The sequence below is a fragment of the Bartonella sp. CL63NXGY genome (assembly GCF_042194905.1).
Classification (GTDB): Bacteria; Pseudomonadota; Alphaproteobacteria; order Rhizobiales; family Rhizobiaceae; genus Bartonella.
In genome coordinates, this window is the sequence record NZ_JBHINK010000003.1 from 72,968 (window position 1) to 91,443 (window position 18,476).

Sequence of the window (18,476 nt, forward strand, 5' to 3'; positions counted from 1 at the left end):
TACTTATATAGAACACACAATAACAGATAAAGAGAATACCTCGAAACTCAATAAAATTGCTTAATAATTCAATCAAATTGATAAAAAAACTAGCGTCTTTTTTCATATAATATATAGAAAAAAGGATCATAGAAACTTTCTCGTTCAATGTCTTATAAAGACAAAGCATTGTGATTGGGGAAAATGGTCATTTTCAATATTGGTACTGAATACCAATAGCTGACGATACAAATATGCAGGGGACATAAAAATGCAATATAGCGGAACACTTGAAGATCTTAAAAACATAATTCGCAAAGCTGGATATCAAATCAAAGAAACTAAACCTCTATCACATCCATCCCCTGAAGGATATCAGATCAAAACCTCCGAAGGAGGCACTACTAATTGGTTTAAAAGCACAGGAAAACTTCAAGTTCAAGGCAGCGCAAACATAAAACAAAAGCTAACAGAAGATTTAGCAAAGCATCTAGAAGAAACATCAACGATTCCTTCCTCAAAAACTGCTTCCAATCCTTCAAATAAAAAAATCTTTATCGTTCATGGCCATGACCATATTGCTCTAGAGCAACTTGAACTTATTCTTCGCAGGCTTGGTCTCGAACCATACATCTTAAAAAATACTGGTGGTAATGGTTTAACCCTCATTGAAATTTTGGAAAAAGAAGCTTGTAAAGATTCTATAGGATTTGGTATTGTACTATTTACTCCCGATGATATAGGCTATGCTAGATCTGACAGAGAAAAAAAAGAACAATTTCGTGCACGACAAAACGTTATTTTCGAAATGGGCATGTTAACCGCTGCACTTTCTCGCAAAAATGTCGCTATTCTAAAAAAACAAGACCTTGAACTCCCTTCAGATTTTGGTGGGCTTAAATACATTCCTTTTAATGAACACGTAAAAGAAACACTTCCGGATCTTATTGATCGACTATGTGAAGTTGGCTACAATTTAGATGCAAAAAAATTTGCTACAGCATCACGTTAAATTTGAATAATGCTTATGTTTATTTTTTAAAGCGCACGCCCAAAACCACAAGGCACCCCACCACATTCCACAGACACACTCATCCTATAGCACAGAGAAACGATCCACCCCCTACCCTTCTTCAAACAGCAAGCGATTGTGCAAATTTTAATGAAGAGACCGCGTGTGAATTCACTACCGTAGAAGATCATTTTAGTCTCTTTGATAAACGCGGGGCTGATGTCATGATTTTGATGGACTTGCAAAGTTTAAGAGGCAGCCTCTCATTAGATTAAAGAAAAATAGGAAATTCACGTCAGGCATGTACTACAGCTACAATTTCGATTTGATGTGCAGCTACTCGATACAATATAAGGTAATTTGGATGCGCTACAATTTCTCGTAATCCTAATACCTTCTCACTCTGTCTGTATAAATATGGATGTTCAGCCAATGGCAGTACGGATGCTTCCAAAAACCTTTTCATTCGGCGCGCAGCAGATGGTTTCTCGCGAGCAATATAGGTAACATCTGACGCAAATCGTCGCGCGCCGAAGACAACCAAACAACCGGAAGCATCACTTGTCCTGTTCAGCTTCAAGCTGACTGATTATAACTTCCATTTCAGCCATAACCTCATCATGCGGAATAGGAGGATATGGATTTGCAAGACTTCTCGCTACCTTATCGCGCAGCCATGCAGTGTAGCTGCTTTCCTGTTCAACGGTTTCGAACTCTGAAATTAGCGGAGAAAGGGTGGGCTTCATAATATATGTCCTTTCTATTCCTGAATATTGGAGATAATTACTCTTGTCTATGTTGTCAATATTAGCGAATTGAAAATGTTTAACTTTTAAGCGTCCAAAGTTCTTTTGATCTTAAAACTTAAGGCTTTTTAACCCTCTCAAAAAACACGAAGGCTAATGTCATGATTTTGACAATCATTCCAGAGAGATTTAAGAAGCGGATAGCCTCTCATAAAAAACAAATTTTGTAAGTAAAAAACTATTTTTATTGTAAATTTCCTGAAATTACTTTATGAATTAAAAGATGTTTTGGTCGCATACGCAACGACCAAAAGGGGCCTTGAAAACCCTAAGTTCTAGCGTAAAGATGAACCCACTTTGTGGGTATCCCGGAATTCCGGGAGTTTTTGCTATGTCCAGGTGCTTTAAGCACTAAAAGCAAAAAGGCTGACTAGAACTCAGTATTTTCAAGCTCCCGGAATACTCATGCGAGGGCGCTCGCGACCGGCGGGGGGCTTTAAAATGCAAACCAAAGATCTTGATAATGATATTTTCATTGGCAAAAAAATTCGTTTGAGACGAAAAATGCTAAAAATGTCTCAAACAACTTTAGGGCACGCTTTAGGCGTAAGCTTCCAACAAATTCAAAAATATGAAAACGGCTTAAATCGTGTCAGCGCAGGGCGATTAAAGAAAATTTCCGATATCTTGAATGTTCCCATTGCCTTTTTTTACGCGGATATCTTAACAAAACAGCAGTCCCCATACCACCATGATGAAATCGCATCAAGCACAGAGGAATACCTGCTGCTCAAAAGATTTAGAATTCTAACAACGGTAAAAAAGAAAGCCTTTTTACAGCTGATCTCTGATGAGAATGCAAGCTAACATAACGCGATAGTGTGTGCTATTCAAAGTCCCCTTTGTGAACACTTTATTGCTTGAATGCAAAACATGCCACCCCTCCATTTTAAGAAACGACACGTTAAGAGACACTATTTTAATTTTTATTGTAAATTTCCTAAAATTACTTTATGAATTAAAAGATGTTTTGGTCGCATACGCAACGACCAAGAGGGTCTTGAAAGCCCGAAAATCTAAACATGAATTTACCCCACTTTGTGGGTATCCCGGAATTCCGGGAGTTTTTGCTATGTCCAGGTGCTTTAAGCACTAAAAGCAAAAAAAGCTGATTAGATTTCAGTACTTTCAAGCTCCCGGAATACTCATGCGAGGGCGCTCGCAACCGGCGGGGAAAAATGCAATCTCAAAATCTTAATATTGATCTTTTTATTGGCAAAAAAATTCGTTTGAGACGAAAAATGCTAAAAATGTCTCAAACAACTTTAGGACACGCTTTAGGTGTCACTTTCCAACAAATTCAAAAATATGAAAACGGCTTAAATCGTGTCAGCGCAGGGCGATTAATGGAAATTTCTGATATTTTGAATGTTCCACTTTCCTTTTTTATGCCGATATCATTACAAAACACCAGCCCCCATATCATCATGATGAAATCGCATCAAACACAGAGGAATACCTGCTGCTCAAAAGATTTAGAGTTCTAACAACGGTAAAAAAGAAAGCCTTTTTACAGCTGATCTCTGATGAGAATGCAAGCTAACATCACATGAATAGCGTGCGCTATTCATAAGCATTCATACGTATTTTTAAAAGCAACCTCCATTGTAAGCATTTTTTCATTTTAGGGGGAGAAGCCATTGATATAATAGAAGATAAGCATCTTTACATACGATAACCCCTCATCATTATTATTTTTAACAGGACTGTTTTATTTTTAACAGAACTGTTTTAAACAGTCTGTCTCTCGTCGACATTTATGCTACTTTTTTAACTTACCCAACCCTACCTTGAACCAAGACGAAAAACTGAGAGATAAAAAGTAATATAGAAATGAGATTCTTATACGGCTTGTAATGATAAAAAAAAATGTGAAAATTCTGATCGGTAATGAGGAGAAAACACCATGATCAAGAGAAGCGTGAAGCTGCTTATCTTAGGCGTGATTGGGCTTGCAAGTTCTGCTGTAATTTCAGCGGGAAACACTGAAGAAATCTCAAATTCTGAAAGCTCTTTCAATACGATTCAAGAAGCTTCAAACACTCAAGAACCCTTTCAGCCCTTAAAAGCTGGAGACTATGACCAAGCCTATGACTATTACATCCAAGGTTATTATTTAAAAGCTTTTCGTGAAGCACTCCGACGTGCTGAAAAAAATGATCCTTTTGCACAAACTCTTCTTGCCCGAATTTATATGGAAGGATGTGCTGTTCCTATTGACGGTGCGCGTGCTGCTTTATGGTTTGAACGCGCTGCAAAACAGGGGGAACCCCAAGCACAACTACGCTATGGACTTATGTTGTTTGATGGTAACTTTATAAAACAAAATCAAGGACTTGGTGAGCAATTCATTCAAAAAGCTGTCAAAGCAGGCGTCAAGGAAGCCTATTTTTATTATGGACAACTGCTTCTTTATAAAGCCTCACAGGAAAAACAAGCTCTCCCTGGTGTTTCTTCCCAAAGTCGTGAAAATGAAGCAATAGAGCAAGCCTTAAAATGGTACTTAAAAGGTGCTGCTCTTGGGGATGCTGATGCTGCTTTTTCTGCTGCAAAAATTCTTTCCTTAGGCACGTTAAAGCGACCAAAAGATGATCGCAATGCCCGCAAGCTCATGGAGGTAGCGGCTCAAAACAATCACTTAAAAGCTCAACTTCATTTAGCACAATGGCTTGTACAGGGGCGTGGAGGAGAAACAGATTTTCAGCGTGCTTTTCATTTACTTCAAAGAAATGCTATCAACATGGTAGCACCAGCACAGATTTCCCTTGCAAGGCTTTATCGAGATGGCACAGGAACAAAAGGCGATATAATAATGGCAGCGGCATGGTATATGCTCGCAAAGGAGGCAAAAATGCAAGCTCCTGATCTTGAAATAATGCTCCAAGGCATGGATAAGGCACAACTAGAAAAAGCGCACAAAGAAGCAATAAAGCTCCTTCCTGTTTTTTAAATACTCCTCTATGCATCAAAAAGATAAAATTTATAGAAATTCCGGGAGATTTTGCTCTGTCCAGGTGCTTTAAGCACTAAAAGCAAAAAGGCTGATTTGAGTTCAGTATTTTCAAGCTCCCGGAATACCAACGCGAGGGCGCTCGCAACCGGCGGGGGCTTTAAAATGCGAGCCAAAAATCTTGATAACGACATTTTCATTGGTAAAGAAAACGCACTGGTATCATTTGCTTAAGCAAACAATACCCAATAAGCAAAAGAGCTAGGCTATCCTGAAAATTCCGAAAGCTCTATTTTTTCATTCTTTTTGCTTGGACGAAAAACACGCCGTCTCTTATAAAAAAGCTATTTTTTATTGTAAATTTCCTAAAATTACTTTATGACTTGAAAAGTGTCTTGGTCGCATACGCAACGACCAATAGGGATCTAAAAACCCGAAAACTCAAACATGAATTGACCCCGCTTTGCGGGTATCCCGGGATTCCGGGAGATTTTGCTATGTCCAAGTGCTTTCAGCACTAAAAGCAAAATGCTGATTTGAGTTCAGTGTTTTTAGACTCCCGGAATACCAACGCGAGGGCGCTCGCAACCGGCGGGGGCTTTAAAATGCGAGCCAGAAATCTTGATAACGACATTTTCATTGGCAAAAAAATTCGTTTGAGACGAAAAATGCTAAAAATGTCTCAAAAAACATTAGGTCAACATTTAGGTGTTACTTTCCAACAAATCCAGAAATATGAAAACGGCTTAAATCGTGTCAGCGCAGGGCGTTTAAAAGAAATTGCCGATATCTTAAATGTTCCACTTGTTTTTTTCTATGCGGACACCTCAGCAAAACAACAGCCCCCATACCTTCATGATGAAATCGCATCAAGTACAGAAGAATACCTGCTGCTCAAAAGATTTAGAGTTCTAACCTTGATAAAACAAAGAGCCATTTTACAATTACTCTCTGATCAAAATGAAAGCTTTTAACATCATAATATAGGGCGCTACACTCTCTATTCTTGACTTGCCTCCCACCCCTCAAAGGACAGAAGCCCCTTCCCTATCCAGTTGGGAAACAATCCGTCTTCTCAGAACAGAACTCTTTTAGCTTCCCATTTTATGTGGTTCATTTCACAAGATTATCCGGACAAGCTCCCTCAAATATTCACCACACACTCTCATAAAAACATCACATGTGCAAAGTTTTATGTCTTATAGCACCACACCTCAAACGACAGTATTTTACAGCAAACAGAATAAGCATTCATACGTATTTAAAAAAAGATAGCCCTCAAAAAGCAATGCTTGAAAATTTTTTTGATCAATCTGGAATAACACTTAACACATCATTTTATAATAGAGATGGAGGACATGATCTTAACATGCAAACGCAAAAAATTGCTTTTTTATCATAATCACTAAAAGCAGCAGTTTATTAAAATATACGCCACCAGAAGCACTTCAAGCAACCTTTACAGCTGAAACCATTATTCATTGATTAATTAACTGATTGATTAGATACCGATATGTTGTTAATGTGCTATGCGTAAAGTTGCTCTTATTTCTGGAAGAGAAGCTTCGCAAATAAAGAGCAACAATAAGTAAGGGGAATTAAAGATGTTAAAATATTTATTGCTGTCACCGGTTGTGTTGGTGGCTGGTTGCGCATCTGTAGGCAATTATTCATCAAATTATGTTGATCAAAGTCTTACAAAGCGTCAGGCACAATTAGTCGCTAACAAATTTATTAGCGATATCAAGAGACCTCTACCACCAGCTACAACCACATTTCTTATAAAGAAAAATAATACAGCAGACAACTTTACTCCTTTATTTATCAATCTGTTGCGACGGAATGGATATAATGTGATCTATACAGATCAACCTCAAAAGCAACAAAACATGGGTGTGAATTTGAGGTATAGAATAAAATTAAATAGTAGCACTATAGTGTCTCTTTTTCAGTATAGTGTGAACGGAGAACTACGTGCTCATATAAGTACTCAGCCCAGATGAACCCGCTATTTAATGTAAACATTCTCTATATTTTACACGTAAAGACTTAAAAGCTCTTGCGAAAGGCAAAGAGATTTGCACCTCAATAAAAAACCTCATTTTTAGCCAGAGTGGATAAATTTTATTATAGATTGTGACAATACAAAATAGTGTAAATTATAGCTTTGAGATTTAAGAAAAGAAGAATACTAAAAATAATGAAAATGCCCCACACCCTAGTGAATTGTTACGCGAAGATGTAAATGCAAAACTTGGACTATCTGTGATTGAAGCAGCTGAAGAGTTTTCTATATCCCGTGTAGCATTTTCTAGGGTCTTGGTAAAATCCTTATAACGACATTTTCAGTGGCAAATTCATTGGCAAAAAATTCGTTTGAGACGAAAAATGCTAAAAATGTCTCAAAAAACATTAGGTTAACATTTAGGTGTCACTTTCCAACAAATCCAGAAATATGAAAACGGCTTAAATTGTGTCAGCGTAGGGCGTTTAAAAGAAATGGCCGATATCTCAAATGTTCTACTTTCCTTTTTCTATGCTGATATCTTAACAAAACAACAGCCCCCGTACTCTCATGATGAAATCGCATCAAGTACAGAAAAATACCTGCTTTTAAAAAAATTTAGAGTCCTAATCTCGATAAAACAGAAAGCCTTTTTACAGCTGATCTCTGATAAGAATACAAACGAACACCCCGCGATAACACACACCACGCTCTATCCCATGAGACACTCATAATAAACTCCGTATTCACATATTCTTAATTAAAAACACCTCATGGTTTTAGGGAACTTATATCATTACCATCAATTATATCATTGCCATCAATGATGATATTTTACGACACAACGGGATAAATTTCCCCAAAAATTCTAAAAAATTTTTGTGCAAATTTTTAAAAAGCTTGCGTCTGAGCGCTTTTTATGGTCTTGCAAAGAACTGAAAAGCAAAAATACATAAAGGTCCTTTTTTACTTAAGCTTTTCTCTTTGCAAAAAGCAGGAGAAAGCCCATAAAGAGCACACAGGACCATGAGAGAGCCGCAAGGTTAATCAAAGGGATTTTAGCCCGAAAATAACAAAAGAGCTTGACTGTTAAAGGCAGCAAAGAAAAGCGCCATAAAGACAACAAGAGAGTTCTTTTTGCAAGAATAGAATTGGATAGAAACGATGAAAATTAATGGCAATGAAATTCGCCCTGGTAATGTGATCGAACATCAAGGAAGTTTATGGGTTGCAGTTAAATGCAACGCTGTAAAACCAGGAAAAGGTGGTGCATTTAACCAAGTTGAAATGAAAAATTTGATTGATGGTACAAAACTTAATGAACGATTTCGCGCTGCTGAGACCGTTGAACGCGTGCGCCTTGAACAAAAGGATTTCACATTTCTTTATCAACAAGGGGATGCTTTGGTCTTTATGGATTCAGAATCTTATGAACAACTTGAACTTCAAAAGGATTTTGTTGGTGAACGTGCTGCGTTTCTCCAAGATGGGATGACCGTCACAGTTGAACTTTATCAAGAAAAGCCTATTGGCATCTCACTTCCTGATCAAGTTGCTGTCACGATTGCGGAAGCCGATCCTGCCATCAAAGGACAAACGGTTACCTCCTCTTATAAACCCGCCATTCTTGAAAACGGGATTCGTATTCTTGTTCCCCCCTTTATGAATGCTGGTGAACGTATCATTGTAGACACCAATGAGTTGATTTATTTGCGTCGTGCAAATGAAAAAGATAAATAAAGGAATAAAAAATGGCCCATTCTGCAGTCATGAATGTCATGGTGCAAGCTGCAATGAAAGCAGGACGCTCGTTGGTACGTGATTACGGTGAAGTGCAAAATTTGCAAGTGTCTTTGAAAGGACCAGCAGATTATGTCAGCCAAGCAGATCGCAAAGCGGAAAAAATTATTTTCAATGAATTAAGCAAAGCGCGCCCCAAATTTGGTTTTCTGATGGAAGAGTCAGAAGAAATCATTGGAGAAGATTCACAACACCGTTTTATTGTTGACCCTTTAGATGGCACCACAAATTTTCTCCATGGCATTCCTTTTTTTGCTGTTTCCATTGCCTTAGAAAGCCAAGGGAAAATCGTTGGTGGTGTCATTTACAATCCCGTGAATGATGAACTCTTCACCGCAGAACGCGGGTGTGGTGCTTTTTTCAATGACCGCCGCTGTCGCGTTTCTGCACGGCGCAGACTAGAAGATTGTGTCATTGCCACAGGCATGCCTCATTTTGGTCGCCCAAATCATGGAGCCTATCTTATTGAATTACGTAATGTGATGGCAGAGGTTGCCGGACTTCGCCGTTTTGGTGCTGCTGCGCTTGATTTAGCTTATGTTGCTGCTGGAAGAACCGATGGCTTTTGGGAAGATAACCTGCAAATTTGGGATATGGCTGCTGGAATACTGATGGTTCGTGAAGCAGGTGGTTTTGTCACCGATAAAGAAGGCGGTAGCGATATATTCCGCAAAAAAAATATCATTGCCGGCAATGAACACATTCGCCTAAAATTAGAAAAAACCCTCAAAAAAGGCATTTAAACCTCAGAAAAGATCTAGCAGATTATGTCAGCCAAGCAGATCGCAAAGCGGAAAAAATTATTTTCAATGAATTAAGCAAAGCGCGCCTCAAATTTGGTTTTCTGATGGAAGAGTCAGAAGAAATCATTGGCGAAGATTCACAACACCGTTTTATTGTTGACCCTTTGAGATGGCACCACAAATTTTCTCCATGGCATTCCCTTTTTTGCTGTTTCCATTGCCTTAGAAAGCCAAGGAAAAATCGTTGGTGGTGTCATTTACAATCCCGTGAGTGATGAACTCTTCACCGCAGAACGCGGATGTGGTGCTTTTTTCAATGACCGACGCTGTCGCGTTTCTGCACGGCGTAGACTAGAAGATTGTGTCATTGCCACGGGAAATGCCTCATTTTGGTCGTCCAAATCATGGAACCTATCTTATTGAATTACGCAATATAATGATGGAAGTTGCCAAACTTCGCCGTTTTGGTGCTGCTGCTCTCGAATTTAGCTTATGTCGCCGCAGAAAAAACCGATGGTTTTTGGGGAGATAACCTGCACATTTTTGATAAAACTACCAGCATACTGATGCTTCGCAAAACCGGTGGTTTTGTCACTGATAAAGAAGGCGGCAGCGATATATTTCGCAAAAACACATCATTGCTTGCAATAAACACATTCGCCTAAAATTAGAAAAAACCCTCAAAAAAGGTATTTAACTCTTACAGTTTTTTACAAAACCCTTAGAACCTTAAACAAACCATGTGAAGAAAGAGTTTTTTATTTTCTTTACAGAAAACGATAGGAAATAACTGATTAGATAGTGACAAAAAACATCACCACGAACAAAAAATGTACTTGCTATACCCCCCACAAAAGCAATCCCCAATAGCTTACCTTATTGACGTTTCTGTTATTCAAATTCCCCTGCAAACAAGCTGCAAAAGGCAATAAAAACAAATCCCATCATAACAAAACGCCCCAAAAAGCAATTATCGAACCTGAGGCAAAAGCCTCTCCTACTTCTCTTGAGAGATCATTCTTACACTGCACGCAAAAATATTGACTCTAGAAGAGCCCACTCTCTCCTTTTTGGTAAGAGCTGCTCTACATTACTCTCACTGCTTATCAATATGTTTCACCACCGCGTGTGATAACAGAGGTTTCAGTAAATTCACCGATTCATACAATTGTTATCAGCTTCTCCTTCTTTTCAGCATTATTCTAAAGTATGTATCAAATAGGCATAAGATTTATTGCACTTCAAATAGTTATTTGCGAGAACCGCTGCCTGTATTTCATTCTCAAACTGTTCTTTATTTTTATCAATAGCCTCTTCCAGCACCTTTACCTTCTCATCCCCAAAGATAACTTGTAATTTTGTTTGTGTGGTAAGCTTCTCCCAAAAAATCAACCGGTTATCGCATTTCTCATTTGATGATTTCATCCACTCTTTAACGCCTAATTTGTAAGCTTCTTCAAATGTTGGTATCTTTTCATCAAGGACTAGGTCTTTTTTCTCTTCTTTATCTCTCTCTTTACAAACTTCCATTGCCCTTTCAACCGTAGAGTAACAACAACTTTTATCAAAGGCAATATATCCTTCTTTCACCGTATCAATAAGCATCTTATAGTAAATGAAAGTTTCTCTTGCCGCCTTATAATCACTGGAAACATCATACAATAAGGATAGAAGCTCTCTTTTACAAATGCATAGTACACTACTGTCACCAGGCATACTCCCAAATCCTCCCAGTTTTTTTAGCGTTTCATATTCAGTATATTTAGGTATGTCTTCAAAGTAAATTTCCAGAGATGCTAAGTCACGATAGAGCCCTGAAGCTTTATCTTTTTGTTGCTGTTCGTATTCAGCTGTAATCATATCATCAATCATATATAACCACCAATGAAACAACAGCATTGTAGGCTTATAGCGCTTTTTTTTCGTCAAAGGGTCCACAAACTTTCGTAATGTGACACCATTCTGTCTCATGAATCGCACAACTTTAGGATAAGTTTCTTTAAAAATTGGACGCATCATTAATTCATTTATTCTTTCGATGTGCTCAGCAGTAAATTCTACTTCCAGCGCCTTTTCATAGAGAAAAAATATATCTACATATCCTTGAGCACAAATATCTTGTACCATTGGATGCTGCTGTTTTTTAGATTCATAAGATTCAGAAATGTATCCAATTTTTTTTATCTCTAATATACTCCTTTCCCATTCCTTTACTTCTTCATCCCATTGTTTAATCCATTTTGGCGATATTTTTTGAGTTTTTTTAACAAGCCTTTGTTCCCATTGTGCAATAATATCTTGGTATATCGCGCACTCTCGATCTTTTAGCTGCCATAATTTCTCATATTGCTCAAGTTGTTCACTTAATTGCTTTTTCTGATAATTTGCTAACCAAAGACTATAGATTATGCTCCCTATTATAACTATTCCTACTATAACTATGAAAGTATCGTGATCACTCATTCTTGCTTTCTTTTATTCTCACCAGTATTTAACGCAGCTCTTTTATCGATCCCTCGATATTGTATCAATATGTATATAATTGATTCAGGATTTGCTATATATTCTATTTTTATGAAAAAAATAAACAAAATATAGATATTTTTATTGGTAAAATAAAACAATTTGTATTTAATTGTACTGCTCTAATGATTTATGCACTTTTAAGAAGAGCTTTATAATTCTTAAAATGCACTCCCACAATATTGGTTCAAAGTACTCAAAAGCCTAACACAGCAAAACATGGCTGCGTGCTCACCTTGTTTTATAAAATTGATAAAAAGCGTCTTTCTACTCATTTATCGGCTCTTTTTTAGTAAAGCGACATCATCATACACTTTCCTAATCCCCTCAATATTACTACAGCCCCTAAAACTTGAGACGCTTCATGAAGAAGACTTATTCTTTCTTTAAGTATTTTTACTTCACGCGAGCTCTCTCTGCTTGGTATATGCAAGAGACATGGTTTTGACTAATGCAACATAATCAAATTTGAAACGAGAAATTCCATGTAAGATCTTTCATGAAAAACAATGAGTTATCATTATAAATCAACGTGACAGTGCTGTTATAAAGAGAACTCTTCGCTCATCTTAATAGTCCATAGCGATTTAACTGGGTATTATTTTATATTTCGTACACAGAAGTGTCTTTATAAAAATACTTCATCTCAGGCAAAAAAAAAGAACAGCCTATTAAAAAAGAAAAACATCTCAATGCTTGCCTTTCTTTTTTCCATGAGAGTTTCAAATTGATAAGCCTGTCTGAAAAGAGTGCTGTTTATGCCCTTAAAGATACTGCTCTTGTATCAAGATCACTTACTCAGATGAGAATTGCAGTTTAGCCAAATGCGCATAAACATTATTTTTTATAATGAGTTGTGTGTTCCTTCTTCCACAAAAGCGCCTTTATCCATCACGAGAATACGATCTGCTTTTAAAACTGTTGCCAAACGATGTGCAATGACCAAGGTTGTATGATTTGCATCAATCCTTCTAAGGCATCTTGCACTAACTTTTCACTGTTTGCATCTAAAGAAAATGTTGCTTCATCAAGCAGTAAAAGTTTGATTTATAATAATAATTCATTGTTTTGTATGTTGAATGAGAATTCCGAATACCGTAAGATTCTCTCATTTCAAACCTGTTCCATGTTGAATCAACAAAAACCATGTCTTTTGCACTTTACAAGCAGGGAGAGCCCGCGTGAATAAAAAAACTATTAAGAAAGGGCTTAAAATGCCTATAATAAATTATCTCAAGTGCCAAGGGCTGTAGCAACATCCACGAGTTGGCAAATACAATGATGGTGCCGGCTTGCAACAAGAGGGCTGCATTTCTTAAAATCGCCCGTGCAATATCAATGCGTTGTTTTTGCCCCCAGAAAGCATAGTACCACGTTCTTCTACTTGCGTATCAAAGACGTTTGGTAAAGCTTGAATAAATTCAAATACATTGGCAGCTTTAGAAGCGGAAAATACTTCCTCTCCGTGGGTATGTTCAGTTCCAAAAAAGAAGAAAAGTTTGCAATTATTTTATTTCAAGTCTTTATACTCTAGGGAAGAAAGGATTTTTGCGTGTATTTCAAAATGATTTTTGAATTTAAAAAACGCAACCACAATGATTTATAGACCCATCTGTTTATGTCGGATGCGTTTTTGAATTAATATTTAAAGTGCACTCTTTGATAGGATCAAAAACTCATCGTTTGCAATCGTTTTGTTTAAAACCCTTGTACCCCATAAAGAGGAGGCTTTTACATGCCAATATTACCAAAACGATTTTTGAATTTAGAAAGACGACCACCACGATCTACGAGCGTTTGGGAGCCACCTGTCCATGCCGGATGCGTTCTTGGATCAATATCTAGATTAAGAGTATCGCCTTCTTTTCCCCAAGTAGAGCGCGTCGTATATTGGGTTCCATCCGTCATAACAACGGTAATTTTGTGATAGTTGGGGTGAATATTCGCTTTCATGCGTCAAACCTTTTGCGTTTATAGAATGAAATAGCACTTGCTTGTTTTTTTAAGTGCACTTCCTTTGTCTTTTTGATACATTGATTAAAGTATTTATTCCTATAACTGAGCACGCATCAAAAAACAAGTGTTCAAGATACATCATTGTATCAAGTGTTACAAATCCAATACAGTGAGCAAAATTTTATGACATTACGTTCTCGTTCAGAAAAATCGACAAAGTCTTCCCCTAAGAAATCTTCATTCTCTTCGCTTGCAATTTTTGTTCCTTATCTTTTGCGCTATCGTTGGTTGTTTATCTTTGCTTTTCTAGCGTTATCTGTTGCTGCTCTTGTCACATTAGCTTTGCCTGTGGCTATCCGCCAAATGTTTGATCATGGGTTTTCTACTTCAAGCCATGGACATATCAATTTTTACTTTGGAATTTTGTTTATCTTAGCCTTGTTTCTCGCATTTGCTTCAGCAGCCCGTTATTACTGTGTTATCACCTTGGGAGAACGGATTGTTGCCGATTTACGGCGTGATGTGTTTGTCCATATTATGAAACTTTCTCCTGCTTTTTTTGATCGGTCACATTCAGGAGAGATTGTTTCAAGGCTTCTCACAGATACCACACAAATAAAATTAGCTGTGGGCTCTACCGCCTCTACCGCTTTACGTCAGCTGATTATCGTGATCGGAGCCGTCGTGATGATGGTGATCACCAATGCTAAATTGTCTTTGTTGGTTTTAGCGGCTATTCCTGTTGTGGCCATTCCCTTGGTAGTCTTTGGACGTAAAGTTCGCTCTCGTACCCGCGCGGCGCAAGATCGTCTCGCAGATGCCAATGCTGTTGCTACAGAGCAGGTAAGCGCTATTCGCACTGTGCAAGCTTTTACCGCTGAAAAACTCGTTACAATACGTTTTTCACAATTGATAGAACGTGCTTTTCAAACAGCACGTGCTTCTGTAATCTTGCGCTCCTTTTTTACGGGGTTTGCAATTTTTTTGGTTTTTAGCAGTGTGGTTGCTGTTTTATGGATTGGATCGCGCGATGTTTTGAATGGAACGATGACAGGAGGAACATTAGGGCAATTTGTCCTTTATGCGGTTTTTGGAGCTTCTACTTTTGCGCAATTATCGGAACTGGGAGCAGAATTAATCCAAGCAGCAGGCGCTGCTGAACGGCTTGCCGAATTGTTACAAGAGCAACCTACTATTGTAGCACCTAAAAATCCTTTATCATTGGAGCAACCTGTTCGAGGTGAACTTGTTTTTGATCAGGTTGATTTTACCTATCCTTCTAGACCACAAGAGAAGGTTTTACGCTCGCTTTTATTTTCTGTAAAAGCAGGCGAAACGGTTGCTTTTGTTGGGGCTTCCGGAGCAGGAAAAAGCAGCATTTTTTCTTTGATCCTTCGTTTTTATGATCCGACAAATGGAACAATTCGGTTGGATGGCATGGAAATTAATCGCCTTTCTTTACAAGATTTACGCAGTGCAATTTCCTATGTTCCACAAGATGTCGCCATTTTTGATGGAACATTGCGTGATAATATTATTTTTGGAACTGAAACTACCCATGAAGAGGAAATCCTTGCTGCCGCTAAAGCGGCTAATGCACTTGAATTTATTCAAGCTTTACCAGATGGCTTGGATACGCAAGTAGGAGAACGTGGTACCATGCTTTCTGGGGGGCAAAAACAACGCATTGGTATTGCACGGGCAATTTTAAGAAATGCGCCCCTGTTACTACTTGATGAAGCAACATCTGCTTTAGATGCAAACAGTGAAAAGTTGGTGCAAGACGCTTTAGAAGGATTGATGCAAAATCGAACAACATTGGTCATTGCGCATCGTTTGGCAACAATTTTAAAAGCTGATCGTATTCTTGTGATGGATAAAGGCGCCCTTGTGGAAGAAGGAACCCATGCCGAACTTGTGGCAAAAAATGGTGTTTATGCTTACCTCGCAAAACTCCAATTTTCGCCTGAGTAAGTGATCTTGATACAAGAGCAGTATCTTTAAGGGCATAAACAGCACTCTTTTCAGACAGGCTTATCAATTTAAATCTCTCATGGAAAAAAGAAAAGCAAGCATTGAGATGTTTTTCTTTTTTAACGGGCTGTTCTTTTTTCTGCGCAAGATGGAGCATTTTATAAAGACACTTCTGTGTACAGAATGTAAAATGATACCAAGTTAAATCTCTATGGGCTATTAAGATGTGCAAGGAGTTCTCTTCATAACAGCACTGTCACGTTGATTTATAAGGATAATTCATTGTTTTTCATGAAAGATCATGAATACCATAGGATTTTCTCATGTCAAACCCTCATAGTGAGTCAAACAAAATCTCTTGGCTTGCTCATCACAAGCAGAGTTGGTGTGTGGAGTGAAACGGTACAAGAAAGGAATGAAATACCTCCCTTGCCCCTTTACGTTCTAAGGGCTGTCAAAACATTGGGGCGCTGACAAAAGAGTATATGCTGGCAAAAAGTATAATAGGTGCTCGCTTTCTTGAAGCCTTTATGCGGCTCATTTGATAGGCTCTAGGGACACAAGCTCTATCCTAAAGACTGACCACACTCTTTAAAAAACTGAATATTAAAATTTTTTCATGCCCTCTCTCACCGCTCTAAACAATAGTGTTTACCGAAAATCATGACAAATTGTAACTCACAAATACGCTTCTCTCTATTGCAAGAGTATCCTTTTATGCTCTTTCAAAAACACGAACACTTTTTGAATATTGTTTGCAGATCCGTCTTATTGAAAAAGAGCAAAGACTTTTTTAGCACTTTTGGGCTTCTTATAACTTTTGTATGAGCGCGTATAAGCAACAGCTTTTATAATAAACTGGCTTTTGGCAAAATCGTAAAATTTTATCAAATTTATTGTTTGTAAATATCACCACGACCACTGTTCTGCTCTTGCAGACACGCAACCTCAAAACACTTTCTCTTTGCTCACAAATCGTCTCTCCAGCTCTCTCTTTCAGGCATAGCCCATAAAAATAAGGATAGAGTACTTCGATTGAACACCATCTTCTCACCCCCTGCCCCATATATTTTACAGCTCTCAATTTTATAGCACCCCCTGTCGTGCTTTAAGAAGGCATTTTAACGATGATAAGAACATGTACAAAGAGGATATATCTTTAGGGTATTTATGTTTTAAAGCTTGCACGAAATCGTAATTTTTTTGTATAGCGAGTCAAGCATATGCAGAACTGACACCCTAACCATTTCAAACCATTCAGCTGTTTCAGGAACAGATAAGCCAAGTTCTACGATTATATCTTCAACCACGAATTCACCGAAGTACGGAGGATTTTCATCATTTTTTAGCGCTCCCTCTTCAGTGATCCTCTAGATAATTAACTTCATTCAGCATCTATACCAGCAAAGCGAAATATTACGTGCTAATTTTCCTTTACATTCATTAGCCAAGCTCCCTCAAAATGACCTTTTAATAAATAGAGCTAAAAGGATAAGTCTTCAAAACCATTTGGTGAGATAGCTATATCAAGAGCACCTAGAATACGCCTCAGTTTCTAAGAATAGGCGATTTTTCCCCTTTTATTGTATCAGTCTTGTAGAACTTTAAGTCCTTTATGTTTAAATCAAAAAATCATAATTGGATTATATTGCATAAAGATGCTTTTTCTCATTTTTCCATTTAACACACGATAAAATACAATTTAGGCACGATGAGAAGCTTGCCCCTTATATCATGATTTCAAAACCGCATGAGAAAAACAAAATAAGCCGTTTTGCTGTCTTAAGGTCAAGGATGCCGTTAGGCGCAACTTGTAAAGGGTTGCCTTGAGGCTTAAGGACCCAAAGCTTGTTAATCCCTTCATTGAACGCGGGTCTGATGTCATTATTTTGGAGAGCGATTATTAAGAATTTGAGAGGCAGACAGCCTCTCATTTTGATTTGTATGCAAACGAATTGCACCCTATTTATTCAGGGAGAATAAGAACATACCCAGGAGGTGCTAAACGGAATAAGAGAGCGTCGTAACCCCACGCAGCAGACAGGCAGCAAATAGAAGAAACGCCTTCAGCAATTGCCATGAGTAATGCGAACGATATACCGGCTTCATCTGCTGTTGCGTCACGGCGTTCTAAGTAGTATCCGACAAAAAAGAAAAAGCACCCTATTCCACTCACCGACCCAAAAACTTTTAATGCGGTATGAACCGGTCCACGTATGCTGAGCAAGATAATAAAAATTATGAAAGTAAATACTGTAAAGATCCCTTCGAATACCCCACGCACCATATTGCACAATTTTCGCATCATAATTGCAGAAAAGCTCTGTTCTGCGTATCGATTTTTTCTTTTGATGCTTGTATTCTTAGAAGATATGCTGTTATTTTTAGAAGATATACCGTCCACAACTCCCCCCGTTTTAAGCCAAGATGCTATGAAGTTAGTTATCTTTAATTATATCATCAAAAAATACAAGAAAAATTTATCCATTTTAACGAAAAAATAGGTGTTTTATTGAGGTGCAAATCTATTTTGTTAGCAAGAGTTATTCAATTCGTTCGCCAATAGAAAAACTACCCCCATTGAAGAGGAAGCTATCCTGACGCAGAAAAGCTTCATAAGCTGTATTCCAATCCGCTCAGAAATCGCAACTCTCTAATCTACCCGCTTAATCCACCTTTGAAACTGCAATCAAATAAATTCTGCTGATGACAAGTAATGACAACATGA

General features: G+C 37.9%; 13 protein-coding genes and 4 pseudogenes. 11 read left to right on the forward strand and 6 right to left on the reverse strand.

Going from position 1 to position 18,476, the window contains the following annotated elements; genetic code table 11:
• Window positions 1–250: 250 nt before the first annotated feature.
• On the forward strand, window positions 251–991 hold the full coding sequence (locus ACFIK0_RS02675; protein ID WP_375663447.1) for a TIR domain-containing protein: 741 nt from the start codon (window positions 251–253) through the stop codon (window positions 989–991).
• A gap of 295 nt (window positions 992–1,286) precedes the next feature.
• Here ACFIK0_RS02675 and ACFIK0_RS02680 read toward each other — a convergent pair whose 3' ends face one another.
• Both ACFIK0_RS02680 and ACFIK0_RS02685 read right to left on the reverse strand, forming a co-directional pair.
• Complete coding sequence (locus ACFIK0_RS02680; protein WP_375663448.1) at window positions 1,287–1,571, reverse strand: type II toxin-antitoxin system RelE/ParE family toxin; 285 nt, start codon at window positions 1,569–1,571, stop codon at window positions 1,287–1,289.
• On the reverse strand, window positions 1,549–1,737 hold the full coding sequence (locus ACFIK0_RS02685) for an antitoxin (protein WP_273790475.1): 189 nt from the start codon (window positions 1,735–1,737) through the stop codon (window positions 1,549–1,551). Before ACFIK0_RS02685 ends, ACFIK0_RS02680 begins: the two co-directional genes overlap by 23 nt.
• Window positions 1,738–2,202: 465 nt before the next feature.
• Here ACFIK0_RS02685 and ACFIK0_RS02690 point away from each other — a divergent pair, with 465 nt between their 5' ends.
• The 9 genes and pseudogenes from ACFIK0_RS02690 to ACFIK0_RS02730 all read left to right on the forward strand — a co-directional run.
• On the forward strand, window positions 2,203–2,604 hold the full coding sequence (locus tag ACFIK0_RS02690) for a helix-turn-helix domain-containing protein (protein ID WP_375663449.1): 402 nt from the start codon (window positions 2,203–2,205) through the stop codon (window positions 2,602–2,604).
• A gap of 371 nt (window positions 2,605–2,975) precedes the next feature.
• A pseudogene (locus tag ACFIK0_RS02695) lies at window positions 2,976–3,340 on the forward strand (helix-turn-helix domain-containing protein).
• 363 nt (window positions 3,341–3,703) lie between these two features.
• On the forward strand, window positions 3,704–4,747 hold the full coding sequence (locus ACFIK0_RS02700; RefSeq protein ID WP_375630927.1) for a tetratricopeptide repeat protein: 1,044 nt from the start codon (window positions 3,704–3,706) through the stop codon (window positions 4,745–4,747).
• Window positions 4,748–5,352: 605 nt separating this feature from the next.
• Window positions 5,353–5,721 (forward strand): helix-turn-helix domain-containing protein, encoded by a 369-nt coding sequence (locus ACFIK0_RS02705; protein WP_375663450.1) that lies wholly within the window; start codon window positions 5,353–5,355, stop codon window positions 5,719–5,721.
• Between the two features lie 630 nt (window positions 5,722–6,351).
• On the forward strand, window positions 6,352–6,750 hold the full coding sequence (locus ACFIK0_RS02710; protein WP_375658038.1) for a hypothetical protein: 399 nt from the start codon (window positions 6,352–6,354) through the stop codon (window positions 6,748–6,750).
• A gap of 352 nt (window positions 6,751–7,102) precedes the next feature.
• Window positions 7,103–7,486, forward strand: a pseudogene (locus tag ACFIK0_RS02715) (helix-turn-helix domain-containing protein).
• A 430-nt stretch (window positions 7,487–7,916) separates the two neighbouring features.
• On the forward strand, window positions 7,917–8,492 hold the full coding sequence (efp, locus tag ACFIK0_RS02720; protein WP_015856958.1) for an elongation factor P: 576 nt from the start codon (window positions 7,917–7,919) through the stop codon (window positions 8,490–8,492).
• 11 nt (window positions 8,493–8,503) lie between these two features.
• A complete protein-coding gene (locus ACFIK0_RS02725) occupies window positions 8,504–9,295 on the forward strand; it encodes an inositol monophosphatase family protein (RefSeq protein WP_273790481.1) in 792 nt (263 codons plus the stop codon).
• 8 nt (window positions 9,296–9,303) lie between these two features.
• A pseudogene (locus ACFIK0_RS02730) lies at window positions 9,304–9,992 on the forward strand (inositol monophosphatase family protein); the annotation flags it as partial.
• A 500-nt stretch (window positions 9,993–10,492) separates the two neighbouring features.
• On the opposite strand, the gene ACFIK0_RS02735 reads toward ACFIK0_RS02730, so the two are convergent.
• From ACFIK0_RS02735 to rpmE, 3 genes and pseudogenes are all read right to left on the reverse strand, one after another.
• On the reverse strand, window positions 10,493–11,758 hold the full coding sequence (locus ACFIK0_RS02735; RefSeq protein ID WP_375663451.1) for a hypothetical protein: 1,266 nt from the start codon (window positions 11,756–11,758) through the stop codon (window positions 10,493–10,495).
• Between the two features lie 854 nt (window positions 11,759–12,612).
• Window positions 12,613–12,859: pseudogene (locus ACFIK0_RS02740) on the reverse strand (ABC transporter); the annotation flags it as partial.
• Window positions 12,860–13,549: 690 nt separating this feature from the next.
• Complete coding sequence (gene rpmE / locus ACFIK0_RS02745) at window positions 13,550–13,771, reverse strand: 50S ribosomal protein L31 (RefSeq protein WP_005774581.1); 222 nt, start codon at window positions 13,769–13,771, stop codon at window positions 13,550–13,552.
• Window positions 13,772–13,957: 186 nt separating this feature from the next.
• Between rpmE and ACFIK0_RS02750 the strand changes: the two genes are divergently transcribed.
• Window positions 13,958–15,748, forward strand: a complete 1,791-nt coding sequence (locus ACFIK0_RS02750) for an ABC transporter transmembrane domain-containing protein (protein WP_375663452.1) — start codon at window positions 13,958–13,960, stop codon at window positions 15,746–15,748.
• 1,966 nt (window positions 15,749–17,714) lie between these two features.
• On the opposite strand, the gene ACFIK0_RS02755 is transcribed toward ACFIK0_RS02750, so the two are convergent.
• Window positions 17,715–18,056: a hypothetical protein gene (locus tag ACFIK0_RS02755; RefSeq protein WP_375630921.1), complete on the reverse strand. Its 342-nt coding sequence runs from the start codon at window positions 18,054–18,056 to the stop codon at window positions 17,715–17,717.
• Window positions 18,057–18,476: the final 420 nt, after the last annotated feature.